At 34.4% G+C, this 16,296-nt stretch carries 12 protein-coding genes and 1 pseudogene; 1 reads left to right on the top strand and 12 read right to left on the bottom strand.

Going from position 1 to position 16,296, the window contains the following annotated elements:
* The 12 genes and pseudogenes from BMX09_RS10450 to BMX09_RS05145 all read right to left on the bottom strand — a co-directional run.
* Nucleotides 1-245 (bottom strand): annotated as a pseudogene (locus tag BMX09_RS10450) (transposase); the annotation flags it as partial.
* Nucleotides 246-645: 400 nt separating this feature from the next.
* A complete protein-coding gene (locus BMX09_RS05195) occupies nt 646-1,911 on the bottom strand; it encodes a replication-associated recombination protein A (RefSeq protein WP_089746644.1) in 1,266 nt (421 codons plus the stop codon).
* A 29-nt stretch (nt 1,912-1,940) separates the two neighbouring features.
* Nucleotides 1,941-2,333, bottom strand: coding sequence for a 30S ribosome-binding factor RbfA (rbfA, locus tag BMX09_RS05190; RefSeq protein WP_089746643.1), 393 nt, complete (start codon nt 2,331-2,333; stop codon nt 1,941-1,943).
* Between the two features lie 78 nt (nt 2,334-2,411).
* Nucleotides 2,412-4,637, bottom strand: a complete 2,226-nt coding sequence (gene infB / locus BMX09_RS05185) for a translation initiation factor IF-2 (protein WP_089746642.1) — start codon at nt 4,635-4,637, stop codon at nt 2,412-2,414.
* A gap of 12 nt (nt 4,638-4,649) precedes the next feature.
* Nucleotides 4,650-4,976: a L7Ae/L30e/S12e/Gadd45 family ribosomal protein gene (locus BMX09_RS05180; RefSeq protein WP_089746641.1), complete on the bottom strand. Its 327-nt coding sequence runs from the start codon at nt 4,974-4,976 to the stop codon at nt 4,650-4,652.
* Nucleotide 4,977: 1 nt separating this feature from the next.
* Nucleotides 4,978-5,265 carry an RNase P modulator RnpM gene (gene rnpM / locus BMX09_RS05175; RefSeq protein ID WP_089746640.1) on the bottom strand — a complete coding sequence of 96 codons (288 nt, stop codon included), beginning with the start codon at nt 5,263-5,265 and terminating at the stop codon, nt 4,978-4,980.
* A gap of 17 nt (nt 5,266-5,282) precedes the next feature.
* Nucleotides 5,283-6,512 (bottom strand): transcription termination factor NusA, encoded by a 1,230-nt coding sequence (gene nusA / locus BMX09_RS05170; protein ID WP_089746639.1) that lies wholly within the window; start codon nt 6,510-6,512, stop codon nt 5,283-5,285.
* Between the two features lie 25 nt (nt 6,513-6,537).
* Nucleotides 6,538-7,011, bottom strand: coding sequence for a ribosome maturation factor RimP (rimP, locus tag BMX09_RS05165; RefSeq protein ID WP_089746638.1), 474 nt, complete (start codon nt 7,009-7,011; stop codon nt 6,538-6,540).
* Nucleotides 7,012-7,147: 136 nt separating this feature from the next.
* Nucleotides 7,148-11,488 (bottom strand): PolC-type DNA polymerase III, encoded by a 4,341-nt coding sequence (locus tag BMX09_RS05160; protein WP_089746637.1) that lies wholly within the window; start codon nt 11,486-11,488, stop codon nt 7,148-7,150.
* 138 nt (nt 11,489-11,626) lie between these two features.
* Nucleotides 11,627-12,889, bottom strand: coding sequence for an RIP metalloprotease RseP (rseP, locus tag BMX09_RS05155; RefSeq protein WP_089746636.1), 1,263 nt, complete (start codon nt 12,887-12,889; stop codon nt 11,627-11,629).
* 21 nt (nt 12,890-12,910) lie between these two features.
* Complete coding sequence (locus BMX09_RS05150; RefSeq protein ID WP_089746635.1) at nt 12,911-13,720, bottom strand: phosphatidate cytidylyltransferase; 810 nt, start codon at nt 13,718-13,720, stop codon at nt 12,911-12,913.
* A gap of 6 nt (nt 13,721-13,726) precedes the next feature.
* Complete coding sequence (locus BMX09_RS05145; protein ID WP_089746634.1) at nt 13,727-14,488, bottom strand: isoprenyl transferase; 762 nt, start codon at nt 14,486-14,488, stop codon at nt 13,727-13,729.
* A gap of 256 nt (nt 14,489-14,744) precedes the next feature.
* Here BMX09_RS05145 and BMX09_RS05140 point away from each other — a divergent pair, with 256 nt between their 5' ends.
* Nucleotides 14,745-16,256, top strand: a complete 1,512-nt coding sequence (locus BMX09_RS05140) for a hypothetical protein (RefSeq protein WP_089746633.1) — start codon at nt 14,745-14,747, stop codon at nt 16,254-16,256.
* The last annotated feature ends 40 nt before the right edge of the window (nt 16,257-16,296 follow it).

Raw genomic sequence — 16,296 nt, 5'->3', positions numbered from 1 at the left:
CATTTATCTACTTTTACTAAGTATTTACCTCTATCCAATAATTTATACTCAAGCATCGTTTGGAATAGTCCGTATCCATTGTCTAATGTTGCTTTCCCATTACCGAACCCTTTATTTGACATAGCTTTCATATTCAGTGATTCTATACATACGACTTCATACAAGTTGGCTATCCTTGTTGATTCTTTATGTAAGAAATCTAGTCTTTGGTTCGATATATGTCTATGTAATTTCGCTACTTTTTTCTTGCTTTTTCTCTATTATTTGACACTTTCTTCTTTTCCAAACTCCATTCTCTCTATTTTTGCAATATGCCAAAAAAAGCCACTCAAATGAGTGGCTCCCGAAAAAAATTTTCTATTGAGTAGATCTCCGGTGGTGCCGTTTATTGTATTCGACAGTTTTGAACCCGCAATCTTAAGCAGGTGGGCTCCTAACATAGCAAGTACTAACTTCCAAGTGAAAAGGCATGTTATCGATGCTTTGCTCCGGATCCCTTATCTAAATTATTTGTTCGGTCAACACATAATGAATACCGCGCACACCTCAGATTTCTACAAGCCAATGATAGCATACAATTTTATTTTTTTCAACTGACTAAAAACTAATTTTATAGGCTTTTAACATGTGAAAAATCGATTTATTTTATCTATGACGATATTTTTCGTATTGTTTCGCTAAAGCTTCTTCATATTTTCGTGTTTTATCTGGATGAAAATAATGTGCATGTTTTAACATATCTGGCAAATACTGTTGACTAACCCAATGATCGGGATAATCATGTGGGAAGCGATAACCAACACCTCGATTTAATTTTTCAGCACCTTTATAATGAGCATCTTTAATTGGATCTGGAATTTTCCCACCACGTCCCATACGAACATCACTCCAAGCAACATCAATAGCGGTCATAGCAGTATTTGATTTTGGTGATAAGGCTAGTTCGATAACGGCATTAGCTAGTGGAATTCTTGCTTCGGGGAGCCCTAATTTTTCGGCTGCTTGTACGGCTGCCACGGTTCTTTGTGCGGCTGCTGGATTCCCTAAGCCAATATCTTCATAGGCAATGACTAATAACCGACGCATCAAAATAGTTAATTCGCCAGCTTCAATTAAGCGTGCCATATAATGTAAGGCTGCATCAACATCGCTACCACGAATTGACTTTTGAAATGCTGAAATGACGTCATAATGTTGATCGCCATCTTTATCATGACTAAAGGCTTTTTTTTGCACACATTGTTCAGCAGCTTCAAGTGTAATCTGTATCACACCAGTCTCTGGATTGGGCTTAGTAGATAAAACTGCTAATTCTAAAGCATTCATAGCGCTACGCAAATCACCATTTGTTGTTCTAGTAAAGTGATCCAATGCTTCTGGTAGAACTTCTACATGGTGTTGTTGCATAATTTTATCTTCTTTTAAAGCACGCATCAAACTAGCTTTTATCTCATCTTGCGTTAATGAATGTAACTCAAAAATCTGACAACGACTACGAATCGCTGGATTAATATTAATATAAGGATTCTCAGTAGTTGCCCCAATTAATACAATTCTTCCCTGCTCTAAATGTGGTAATAAAAAATCTTGCTTTGTCTTATCTAAACGATGGATTTCATCTAATAATAGAATTACAGAACCACTCATTTTTGCTTCTTCTGCCACAATTTGTAAATCTTTTTTTGTATCAGTGGCAGCATTTAATGTTCTGAATGCATAGGAAGTTGAACCAGCAATCGCACTAGCAATACTAGTTTTCCCGATTCCAGGTGGTCCATACAAAATCATTGATGTTAACCGTTTGGCATCGACCATTCGCTTAATAATTTGATTAGGTCCTACTAAATGTTGCTGTCCAACAATTTGATCTAAATGAGTTGGTCGCATTCGATAGGCTAATGGCTGATTCATTTTCTTCCCTCACTTTCTCGTTATACGATTTATTCTTCTGTTTCTTCTACTTCATTAGCTTCTTCTTTATCCATATATTCTGAATGAATTTGGTCTAATAAGCTATCAATACGTAAACCGTAATCCACTGATTCATCACGTTCAAAATGCACTTCAGGTACTTTAAATAATGATAAACGTTTACCTAATTCACGACGAATTAATCCTTTAGCTTTTTCTAAACCTTTTACTGTTGCTTGACGTTCACTTGCTAATTTGTCTAATGTTGTATAGTAGATAGTCGCATGTTGTAAGTCTCTTGTTACTTCGATATCTGTTAGAGTAACACCTTCAACACGTGGGTCTCTTACTTTTTTCATTAAAATATCATTTACTTCACGCATAATTTCTTGTTTCACGCGTCCAATTCTAAATTTCGCCATTATTTTATCTCCTCATCTTGCTTTTCTCTTATAAAATACAAACGCTCCTAGAATATCCTAGAAGCGCTTGAGATGATGTTATTTAGGTTTTACTTCAACCATTTCGAATGCTTCTACCACATCGTCAATATGAATATCGTTGTAATCTTTAATCATTAAACCACATTCAAACCCTTTTTTCACTTCTTTTGCATCATCTTTGAATCGTTTTAAGCTAGCTAATTCGCCTTCGTAAATAACAATATTATCACGAATTAAACGAACTTGACTTGTACGACGGATTACTCCATCAGTAATGTATGCTCCAGCGATTGTTCCTAATTTAGAAACATTATACGTCTCACGAATCATTGCTTGACCTGTAATAACTTCTTTATACTCTGGGTCTAACATACCTTTCATTGCTGTTTCAATTTCATCAATTACATTATAAATAATACGGTGTAAACGGATATCTACTTGTTCTTGTTCTGCTTGAATTTTCGCTTGAGGTGTAGGACGTACGTTAAATCCGATAATGATTGCATTACTTGCTGCTGCTAATGTGATATCACTTTCGTTAATCGCACCAACTGCAGTATGGATAATTTTAACGCGAACGCCTTCTACTTCAATTTTTTGTAAGCTTGATGATAATGCTTCGGCTGAACCTTGCACATCGGCTTTAATAATAACATTAACTTCTTTCATTTCGCCTTCTTTAAGACTTGAAAATAAGTTATCTAATGTAATATGGTTTGTAGCATTACGTTGTTCTGCTTGAGCACGTTTTGCACGTTCTTCACCGGCTGCACGAGCTGTTTTTTCATCTTCAAATACTACAAAACGGTCACCTGCTTGTGGTGATGTATTTAGACCTGTAATCTCAACTGGTTGAGCTGGTCCAGCAGTTTTCACTCGACGTCCTTGATCATTAACCATCACACGTACACGTCCAAAGCTATTACCGACTACGATTGGGTCTCCAACATGTAATGTACCTTGTTGTACTAATAATGTTGCAATAGCTCCTTTAGCTTTATCTAAACGTGCTTCAATAACTGAACCTAATGCTAAACGATCTGAGTTAGCTTTTAATTCTTGCATTTCAGCTACTAATAAAATCATTTCTAATAATTCTTCAATATTTTGATTGTGTAAAGCTGAAATTTCAACAAAGATTGTATCTCCACCCCAAGCTTCTGCTACTACACCTAATTCAGATAATTCTTGCATGACACGTGAAGGATTAGCTGCTGGTTTATCAATTTTGTTAACAGCTACGATCATTGGTACACCTGCTGCTTTTGCATGGTTAATCGCTTCAACGGTTTGTGGCATTACGCCATCATCAGCTGCTACTACAACGATTGTAATATCAGTAATATCCGCACCACGAGCACGCATAGTTGTGAAGGCCGCATGTCCAGGAGTATCCAAGAAAGTAATTGGTTTACCATCGATTTCTACTTGATAAGCACCAATATGTTGCGTGATACCACCTGCTTCAGAAGCTGTAACACTTGTATTACGTAATTGATCAAGTAAAGTTGTTTTACCATGGTCAACGTGTCCCATAATTGTTACTACTGGTGGGCGTGATGTTAAGTTTTCTTCTGTTAATGTTTCTTCTGCTTCTTCAAAATAAGTATCCAAATCAGAAATATCTTTTTGAATTTTTTCTTCTGCTTCAATACCGTAATCTGCAGCTAATAATTCAATCGCTTCTTTTGATAAGCTTTGATTTAATGTTGCTACGACACCTAATAAGAATAATTTTTTAATGATTTCTGCTGGTTCACGTTTAATTTTTTTAGCAATATCAGCTACTGTCATACCTTCTGTATATACTAAAACTTCTGGTAATTCATGGAATTTACGTGCTGGTACTGCTGGTTTTTGTGTTCCTTTTTTATTAAAACGTTTTTTGTTATTTTTTCTGTTACGGTTACCCGCAAAACGTCCATTATCTTGACGTGGATCACGTTTTTTGAATCCACCTTTATTATTACTATTATTTGAGTTTGTTTTATTATTATTTTGCTGCATATTTACCTCTATCTTTTGGGCCTTTTCTTGATGCCCATGATTTTGTTTTTGTTGTTTATTATCTTTATTTGCCTTCTTTGAATCTTTGGATGTCACTTGTTTATCTTTCTTGTTTGGAGAATGCGATAATGCTTTACTAAGTTTTTCGATATCAGATTCTTCCATAGTAGCCATATGACTATTATAGTTGATTCCTAACGACGCTGCTTTTTCAATCAGCTTTTTACTAGACATGTTTTTACTTTTTGCAAATTCATATACTCGTTTTTTTGACATAGTATCACCTTCCTATTCTTCCGTTTGTTTAATCCCTTCCATTTTCAGCAAACTTTTGGCGAAACCTTTATCGGCTACTCCTACAATACTACGATGTTTGCCGATTGCATTTGATATTTGAAATGTATCAAATACTTGTGCAAAGGGAACATGATAGTGTTCACATTTATTTTTTAATTTCTTGCTAGTATTTTCACTACACTCTGTTGAGCAGATAACTAAATGAATCTTATGGTTTTGAATAGCTGTAATAACTTGTTCTTCACCAGTTACTAGCTTTCTTGCTCGGGTAGCCATTCCTAGTAAATTTAGTGCTTTTTGTTCCATCATATTGTTCATATTATAAAATCTCTTTCCGAGCCTTTTGATGCTCCACATATGCTAATAATTCTTCGTAGAAAGAGTCTGGTATTTCAATTCCTAATTGTTTTTCAAAGATATGGTTATGCCAAGCTTTGTTTACTAATTTAGGTTCTAGTGTAATATATGCTCCACGACCGTTTACACGCCCTGTTGGATCTAGTTGTGCGATTCCTTCCTTAGTACGGACGATTCGAACTAGTTCTTTTTTCGGCATCATTTCACCAGATACAATACATCTTCTCATAGGGACTTTATTCTTTTTCATCTTGATCCCTCCAATTATTATTCGCTAATTGTTTCAGTTTCAACTTGTTCTGCTGCTACTTCTGCTACTACTTCTGTGATTGCTTCTTCAACAACTTCTTCGGCTACTGGTAATTCAGTTTCAACGACTGCTTCCACCACTACTTCTTCAGTTGGTGTTTCTGCTTCTTCAGTTGCTTCTTTTTTATTAGCTAAACCATCTAAATATTCTTGGTAAGCTGTTTCTGATTTAATGTCAATTCTATAACCAGTTAATTTTGCTGCTAAACGAGCATTTTGTCCACGTTTACCAATTGCTAATGATAATTGATAATCAGGAACTACGACGATACAGCTATTACTATTTGGTGTTGGATCGAATTCCACTTTGACTACTTGCGCTGGATTTAATGCATTTGCAATATATTCAGCTGGATCTTCACGCCATTCAACGATATCCATATTTTCACCATTTAATTCATTGACGATATTTTGAACACGTAAACCTTTTTGACCAACACATGTACCTACTGGATCTAAGTTTTCATCTCTTGTACGAACAGCTACTTTTGCGCGGTCGCCTGCTTCACGAGCAATTGATACGATTTCTACGATACCATCATAAATTTCAGGGATTTCTTGTTCAAATAAACGTTTTAATAAGTCTGGATGAGTTCTACTTACGAATACTTGTGGTCCTTTTGTTGTATTATCAACTTTAGAGACTAATACTTTAATACGTTCGCCATCTGCATATGTTTCAGTTGGAATTTGTTCTGATTTAGATAAACCAGCAACGATTTTCCCTAAGTTAACATAGACAAAACGTGAATCTGTACGGTCAACTACCCCTGTTAATAATTCATTTTCATAAGCGATATACTCATTGTAGATATTTAAGCGTTCTGCATCACGTAAACGTTGCATTACTACTTGTTTAGCAGTTTGAGCTGCAATACGTCCGAAATCTTTTGGTGTAACTTCATAACGAATTTTGTCACCAATTTCGTAAGCTTTGTGAACTTTTAATGCTTCTTCTAGTGTTACTTCTAATGTTGAATCGAACACAAATTCTACAACTTCTTTAACAGCGTAGACATGCATTTTACCTTTTTTTGCATCAAATTCTACTTCAACGTTTTGTGATTGACCATAATTTTTTTTGTATGCTGACACTAATGCAGCTTCTAATGCAGTAATTACTACATCTTTAGAAATACCTTTTTCTTCTTCTAGGATATCTAATGCTTTGATTAGATCTTTACTCATGATTTTCTCTCCTTAATCTTTTCCATTAAAATTCGATTGCTAGACGTGCTTTCGCTACATCTTTACGGTTAATAGTAACCATTTTTCTTCTTGTTTTTATTTTAACTTCTAATGTAATATTTTCTTCATCTAATTCTTTTAATGTGCCTTCAATAAATTTTTCACCATCAATTGCTTTATAAAATGACAAATGAATGTATTTACCGATTGCAGCAACTAAATCTTCTTCAGTCTTCAATGCGCGTTCTGCGCCCGGTGAAGATACTTCTAAAAAGTAAGCTTGTGGAATTGGATCGGGTTCTTGCGCATCCATAATCGCACTAATCTTTTCACTCATGTATGCACAATCTTCTAAATCAATCCCACCTGGCTTGTCTAATGCAAAACGTAGAAACCAATTTTTTCCTTCTTTAACAAATTCTAAATCGAATAATTCAAACCCTTCTGACTGAATCATGTCTTGTGTTAGATCTGTTACAATATCAACAATTTTACTCATAATTCCCCTCCTTTTTCACACAACCTTATTTAACTGCGTAAAAAGAGTGAGCGTTTTACCGCTCACTCTCCTCTCTACATCTAAATTAGTAATTTCATTATAACATGCTTTTTATCGCTTATCAATCAATGTGAGCCTAAAAATCAAATAAAGATAATTGATTTTCATCAGGTAAGCCATCTAAGACTTTATTTTCTGTTAAATAATCAATTAAAGTCTTAGAAACTTTCCCTCTTGTAGCTAAATCTTTCTTAGATAAGAAAGGTTTTTCTTCACGAGCTTCGATAATTTTTGTAGCAACGTTCATCCCTAAACCAGGTACTGCTCTAAAAGGTGCAATTAATGAATCACCATCAATCACAAAATTAGTTGCATCTGATTTTTCTAAATCAACCATTTTAAAGGTGAAGCCCCGTTCGCACATTTCATTGGCTAATTCTAAAACTGTTAACACATTATTTTCCTTAGTTGAAGCATCCATTCCTTTATCACGAATTTCTTTCATACGAGCTTTAATCATTTCTTTCCCTTGCGACATCGCTACAATGTCAAAGTCTTGAGCACGTACTGAGAAATAAGCACAATAATACAATAATGGTTTATGAACTTTAAAGTATGCTACACGTAAGGCCATTAAGACATAAGCTGCAGCATGGGCTTTCGGGAACATGTACTTAATTTTTAGACATGATTCGATATACCATTCCGGCACATTGGCTGCACGCATATCAGCTTGTAATTCATCTGGGATTCCTTTACCTTTACGGACGCCTTCCATAATTTTGAAGGCTTTACCATTTTCTACACCTTTATGAATTAAGTAAACCATAATATCATCACGACATCCGATTACTTCTGCTAGCGGAATACCATTTAAACGAATTAATTCTTCAGCATTCCCTAAGTAAACATCTGTACCATGTGATAATCCTGAAATTTGTAATAATTCCGCAAAGGTTGTTGGTTTTGTCTGTTCAAGCATCCCTCGTACGAATCGTGTTCCAAATTCTGGGATTCCTAGGGTTCCTGTTTTTGAATCGATTTGTTCTGGGGTTACCCCTAGGACTTCTGTACCACCAAAGATTTTCATGACTTCTGGATCATCTGGTGGAATATCGGCTGGTTCTAATCCGGATAAATCTTGTAACATACGAATAACAGTTGGATCATCATGTCCTAAGATATCTAGTTTTAAGACATTATCATGGATTGAATGGAAGTCAAAGTGAGTGGTGCGCCAGTCTGAATTTTGGTCATCAGCTGGGTATTGAATTGGTGTAAAGTCATAGACATCCATATAGTCTGGAATAACGATAATCCCACCCGGGTGTTGTCCGGTACTACGTTTAACGCCGGTACATCCTTGAGCTAAGCGGTCAATTTCTGCTTGACGCATTTCAAATCCGTGGTCACGCTCATATCCTTTCACATAGCCAAATGCTGTCTTATCAGCTACCGTACTAATTGTCCCTGCACGGAATACATAATCTTCCCCGAATAGGACTTTTGTATAGTTATGGGCTTGTGGTTGATATTCCCCTGAGAAGTTCAAATCAATATCGGGTACTTTATCGCCGTAGAATCCTAAGAAGGTCTCGAACGGAATATCGTGGCCATCTTTTTTCATTCTTGTGTGACAATGCGGACAATCTTTTTCAGGTAAATCAAATCCCGAACCAATTGAACCATCATCAAAAAATTCTGAATGACAACAATTTGGACAACGGTAATGTGGCGCTAGTGGGTTAACCTCGGTGATTCCGGTTAAGGTTGCTACTAATGATGAACCTACCGAACCACGCGAACCTACTAAATAACCATCTTGATTACTTTTCAGTACTAATTTTTGTGAGATTAGATAAATAACTGAGAACCCATTCCCGATAATACTATCTAATTCTTTTTTAATACGAGCTTCCACAATTTCTGGTAAATCCTGACCATACCATTCACGTGCTTTATCATAACTTAATTTAGTGATTTCATCTTCAGCACCATCAATTTTTGGGGTATATAATTCATCTTTAATAGGTATAATTTCTTCTAGCCAACTACTAACTAATTGTGAGTTGGTAATAACGATTTCTCGTGCGATATCTTCTCCTAAAAAGGCAAATTCTTCTAACATTTCATTTGTGGTTCTAAAGTGGACTTCTGGAAATTCTTTTGGTGTTTGCATATTTTTTAATGATGAGACCAAAATTTCACGATAAATACTATCACGAGGGTCAAGATAGTGTACATTCCCGGTTGCTACGACAGGTTTATTTAGTTCTTTCCCTAGTTTGACTAAGTTTTTAATGATTTCTTCTAAGTGTTTTTCGTTACGAATTAATTCACGACCAATTAATGGACGATAAACTGCTTTAGGCATTACTTCAATATAGTCATAAAATTTAGCTTTTTCTTTTGCTTCTTCATAACCTTTTTGCATCATAGCTGTAAATACTTCCCCATCAGCACATCCTGAACCAATAATAAAATCATCACGGTTTTCGACTAATAAGCTACGTAATATTCTTGGAACTCGATAAAAATGATGAACATTAGAATCTGATACCACCTTAAATAATGTTTTTAAACCTTTTTGATGTTTGGCAAAAATAGTTGCATGAAATGGTCTGGCATTCTTATAGGATTCACCTTCATTTAAATCTTTATTTAATTGATAATGCGAAGTTAAATGATGTTCATTTGCGGCTTCTTTTAAGAATAAATGACATAATACACCAGTAGCTTCTGAGTCATAAATCGCACGGTGATGTTGTTCTAAGACAACACCATATTTTTTCGATAAAGTATTTAATCGGTGAGATTTTAAATGGGGGTGTAGTTTTCTTGATAATTCTAATGTATCAATTACTGGATTATCTGAGTCGCCCATTTGATAGCGGTTATAGCCTTTATTCAAGAATCCCATATCAAAGCTAGCATTATGCGCTACTAAGATAGTTCCTTCTGCAAATTTTTGAAATTCACGTAAGACTTGTTCTTCTGATTTTGAGCCACGGACCATATCATCCGTAATACCAGTTAATTGAATGGTCGTTGCAGATAAAGGATGCCCTGGATCAATAAACTCTTCAAACTTCTCAACAACATTCCCTTTATACATTTTAACAGCTGCTAATTCAATAATTTTATCATACACTGCAGAAAGTCCTGTCGTTTCAACGTCGAATACCACATAAGTAGCTTCATCTAAATCAATATCTCTAGGATTATAAGCAACTTTTGAATCAGTATCCACTACATAACCTTCTACACCATAATGGATTTTTATACCATGTTTTTGTCCGGCACCATGAGCTTCTGGATAGGCTTGCAAGTTTGCATGGTCAGTAATAGCTACCGCTTTATGTCCCCATTTAGCAGCACGGGCTACTAAGTCACTGGCTGAATTGGTCGCATCCATCACTGACATATTGGTATGTAAATGAAGTTCCACACGCTTTTCTTCTTCAGCTACCGTATCTTCGCGAACATGTTCTTCTGCGACATTAATATCACGAATCACCATGGTTAATTCTTGCGTATAACGGTTTACTTCAATATTCCCAAAGCATTTCACATAAGTATTCTTTTTTAAAGCTAATAATTGGGCTTCATCATCCGCTGTTGTTGCAAAAATCGTTGCTCCAATAGATGAAGAATAATCAGTAATTTTTAGTAATCCATAAGGTTTGCCGTTATTACGACGTGTTTTGATTTCAATATCAAAAATCTTACCTTCTATCGTAACGTTGCGCTCTTCTTCAAAAATTTCGTCCATTGGCAATACTTGGTTTTGTGGACGAATTAATTTCCCATATAAAATATTTGGATTACTATTAGTTGTCCCTCCCGCACCTGGCGTTTTTTGTTTTGGCGCAGTTTTTGCAATTTCTTTTTGAACTTGCGCTTGCTGAATCCATTGATTTTCTAGTTCATTTTGCTTTTGTTTATGCGCTTGTTCTTTTTCCGCAACAAAAGCTTCGTCAACGACTAATTCCATTTTAACGGGTGAAATGCCAACCTCTTGATAGATTGTTTTAATCTTTTCGATATACTTTTCTTTAATATGTTCCTTAGTAATATCATTTTGGCAATGTAATACTAAATGACCTTCTGATACTGAAATTGTTTGTTTGGCTAATAATTGTAAAAACATTGGTGAGTCTTTAGCTATCAAATCACAAATAATTGGCCAATATGTTGTTAGCATTTCTGGTGAAACAACCTCTTTTTGACGAGGGATAATCACCATTTTAACTTCTGCTACTGTTTGATACACATCCATTAAACGCTGATACATTATGCGGAATTTATCAGCGTTAATGACTGTTTCTGTTTCAATATAAAATTCCCATCTTGGAATCAGCTTATGGACATCAATTTTTAGTAATTTTGCTTTTTCTAAATCCGGTGTTAAAAATTCATTATCTGCTAAGTGGAGTTGATCCATTAATCTTAATAATAAAGCTTCTTGTGAATTCATGACTTTCCCTCTCTTTCTTTATCATGAAAAGAAGACAAAAGCTGTTTGACGCTATCAATAGGCTTTCATAAAAGCTTATTTACAGCTAACCTCTTTCCTAAGATAAAAGGCTCCCCATCCATACTTTTGTCTTTTTATCTAAAATAATCTTGAAATATCATTCCAGGTTACGACAATCATTAGTAATAATAAAAATACTGCACCTACTAATGTTACATACCCTTCTTTTTCTGGGTCAATTTTTTTCCCTCGAATTAACTCAATAAAGTTTAATAATAATTTACCACCATCCAAAGCTGGAATTGGTAATAAATTCATCACTCCTAAGTTCACACTTAAAATCCCAATAAAGTTAATCACTGAAATAAGACCCGTTTGCACAACTTGCGAAGTGATTGAATACATTGCAACTGGTCCACCTAATTCATTCACAGAAAATCCTTTAGTAAAGAATGTTCCAATAAATGAAATAAAGGTCACTAATAATAAATAAGTTTGACTAAAGCCATATTTAATTTTAGCCAAAAATGATTGATCCATATGAATACCAATCCCAATACGACCATATTCTTTACCATCTACTTCAGTGGATTGTGGCGTAACTTTAATCTCTTGATTATTACCATTACGCTCAAGTTCTAACTCTATTGCTTCATTAGGATGTTTGCTAATTTCTGTAGCTAATTCCATCCATGTATTAACAGGTGTATCTGCCACTTTTGTAATATAATCTCCCACTTCAATACCGGCGATTTGCGCTGGTGAATCAGGCATTACTGAACCAATCTCGGGTGTATTCATTTCCACACCACCACGTAAAAAGGCAACAATCGTAAAGGTCAAAATCGCTAATAAAAAGTTATTTAACGGTCCACCAAAATTGGTTAAGATACGATTTTTTAATGAAGCAGACTGGAATTGTCGCTCAATTGGGGCTACTACCGTTTCCGTCCCATTTGGCTCAATAATAGTCGCTGTTTTTGAGACGCTCCAAGTAGTTTGTTCTTCAGAATTAATGCAGTAACCGGTAACTTGCATCTTATCTTGCAAATCTGCTGACTTAATCTGTATTGGCACGCCATTTTCCAGTAGATGATCTTTTTTAAAACATAAGCGCGTAATAATCTCCTCTTGATCAAATTCAACTACTACTGTCATCCCTGGTTTAATCTCTAATTCTTCTTCCCCCAAGCCAGCCATACGAACATATCCCCCCAATGGTAACATGCGTAATGTATAAACGGTTTCCCCTTTTCTAACTTGGAATAGTTTAGGTCCCATACCAATTGCGAATTCTCGAACTAATATGCCCGAACGTTTTGCAAAATAATAATGACCAAATTCGTGAACGATAACAATAACCGAAAACACGATAATAAAAGCTATGATTGATTGTAACATATTTTATTTCCTTTCGAATTATTATTGTAAAATGGTTAAAATAATCTGAAACATAAACATCGCAAAAAATGTTGAATCAAATCGATCTAAAATACCACCATGCCCTGGCAATAACTTCCCTGAATCTTTAATATTAAAATGACGCTTATAGGCTGATTCCACTAAATCCCCCATTTGACCAAAAACAGAAATACAAATCACCATAATAATAATCTCAATCCAACTAAATGCTAATAAATTATAAAAATGTGTATAAACTAAAGCAATTACTGCTGCACATAATGTCCCACCTATAGAACCCTCAATCGTTTTATTAGGACTAATTTTAGGAGCTAATTTATGTTGACCAAATTTGCGACCAGTAAAGTAAGCAAAGGTATCTGTTGACCAAATAATAATAAAAATAAATAGCACCATACTAATACCAATATTTCTTACTAATAAGACACCGCCAAATCCACCACCAACATATAAACTACCTAAGGAACAATATGCCGCTTCATCAATTGAAAAATGATTCTCACGATAAACGGTTAAAATCATTAATAATAAAATACATAAGAAAAACACATGTAAATTATCAATCGGCTTAATATTAAATAATGGGCCTTGCGTTAAAATCGGTGACTGCGATACTGTTAATGAAATCGTCGCAATCAAGGTAATCATTCCTTCAATTGAAAAAATATGAATCTCCTTCATCCGTAAAAATTCAAAAATTCCAATTGCAGCTAATAAAGTAATTAACAATTGAAATGGTACACCACCAATTATCAATAATGGTACAAATACTAATAAAGCTACAATGGCTGTAATAATTCTCGTCTTCATATACTCCTACAAACCTCCGAACCGTCTATGTCTTTTTTGGTATCCAGCTACGGCTTTTTGTAATTCTTCTGCTGAAAAATCTGGCCAATAAATATCCGTAAAGTAAAATTCACTATAGGCTAATTGCCAACATAAGAAATTACTTAAACGAACCTCACCACTTGTACGAATTAATAAATCAGGATCACTCATCTCACCTAAAAAACCAGTTTGTAACGATTGATTCATCACTGTTTCATTAATATCATCAATTTCCAACTCACCATCAGCAACTTGTTGGGCAATTTTTTTAGTTGCTGCTAAAATCTCAGCACGAGAGCCATAATTCAATGCAAATGTTAATACCATTCCAGTATGATCTTTTGTATCTTCTACTGCTTTTAAGACAACGCGCTTAGTAGATTCTGGCAATTCATCAATAAATCCAATTAACTCAATTTTCATATTACGCTCATGAATTTCTGGCATAAAGACATTAAAGAAATCAGCTGGCAACTTCATTAAGAAATTAACTTCTTCAGTTGGTCGTTTCCAATTCTCAGTACTAAATGCATACATGGTTACAGCTTTTACACCCATTTCATCCGCAGCAATCGCTATCTTTTTAACAGTATTCATACCTTCTTTATGACCGGCAATTCTTGGCATTAGTCGTTTTTTTGCCCAACGACCATTTCCATCCATTATTATTGCAATGTGATTAGGAATAGCACCATTCTTATCAAATATTGATATCTGATTTGTTTCTTTTTGTTTAAATAAATTCATCTTCGTTCCACCTTTATAAAAAATACATATTTTCCCAAACTAATCATTATAATATGTCTAGTCTATTGTACAATACCCAATCAAAATACTCAATGACAAGCTAATTATCACTATATTAGAAATTATTTTTATAGTAAACTAACTTTTTGTGAATTTTTTACCAAACTTTAACTATTCTTACCGATTATTAATGGTATTAAAGCGCTTTCTTTGGTATCATATATACAATAATTATTATTTTTTGGAGGTTTTGTGAATGGATAGCATGTTATCTATCTTGATTGATTTTGACATGTGCTTAAAATCATTATCAGAAATAGAATCATCAAACACTGTACTTATTGATTACGTTGACAAAGATTTAGGTTTTACACCTAGTAATTTAGGGACATTATCAGCATCCCAAATTATCGACAAACTCTTATCACTCCCGGGGTATATTTCACCTTATTTTTATTTAATGGAGCAATCGAATGAGCTATCGGAAGATGTACGCAAATGTCTTAATCATACTCGTTTATTAATACTCAAAAATCAATATGCCAAAAGACACTTTAATACATCATACTATACGCACTATAAACTGTTAGATAATGAATGGCAAAAAGCCTTACACTCTAGATTATCGCCTACTTTCTACAAAAATCTAGATCAACAGCGTGAATTCTTATATGATGTATACGGCTCATACTTTGCAAGCCACAGCCTTAATCATTTTCATATTCTATCACATTTATATGGACAAGAATTCGTTGAGTATCATACTTATTGCTTGAATCGCTTTAAAGCTAACTATTCATCATTTATGAAGCGAACCCAATTAGAAAAGGACTTAAAATTCAAGAGTCATCTATTCGTTGGAATGAATCAAGAAAAGCGTAAAATATTATACCAAACCTTAATTAACAATGTTTTTAATAAGCATTTTGACTGTCAAGTAACGGTTCATTTCCATAAACATTCGCATATTATTACCAAGCATCATGAAAATACTTATGTCATTTCACTTGCAAATTACTTAACCTTTGCGGAAGAACTAGACCAATTATTAACTTATCTTGGTGAAATTTTTTATAAATTAAGTCTTAAACGAACAGAAGAATCGATAGACGCTTGTTGTACTAATAATTATGCTAAAGAGCAAATGATTGCATTTTTCCAATTTCTCCCTTTAGCTTGTCCTAGTGTAGCAACCTTTATTACTAAAACAGCTTTAGAACTTGAGCAGATACCACTAAGCAAAAAGAAAATGAGCTTTTATCAAGAAGAATTATTAATGTATTATATAAGCTTCCATAGTAATCCTTTGCGTAGACAACTCGTAAATCCTTTACAGCGCATCAATCTTTTATATTGTGAAGCAAACATCGAAAAATTATGGTTCAACAAAGCTATCAGTAGCGCAGAATTACCAGATTATTGGGAAGAAATTACCTTAAAAACTTTTAAAAAGGCTCCTAGTCATCCAATTGAAGGCACTTTAAGAATGGTTGAGTGGAAAGACATCAATCAAGGTCATGCCTTTATTAAGCTAGTCGCAATCTGTAATCTATTTCATGATGAATTAACCCCTGATGGTGAAGTGCCTATCTTTAAGGAATTTAGTAAATACTTTGATAATAATTCTCTCCATCTTTGGAATAGCCAACAGATTATAAATAAAGATATCTCTGATCAAGTCAATCCTGCCCAAAATGCTTTAAATTTTATTGGTCAATTTTATAATAATTATATTTATCGCCGACCATTACTAGTTGACAAATACTAATAAAATAAGCGCTAGCCCTTTTATAGGTGCTAGCGCTTAT

This window comes from Granulicatella balaenopterae (genome assembly GCF_900111135.1).
Taxonomy (GTDB): domain Bacteria; phylum Bacillota; class Bacilli; order Lactobacillales; family Aerococcaceae; genus Granulicatella; species Granulicatella balaenopterae.
The sequence above is the reverse complement of the archived record's forward strand: the minus strand, read 5'-3'. Positions and strand labels throughout refer to the sequence as shown.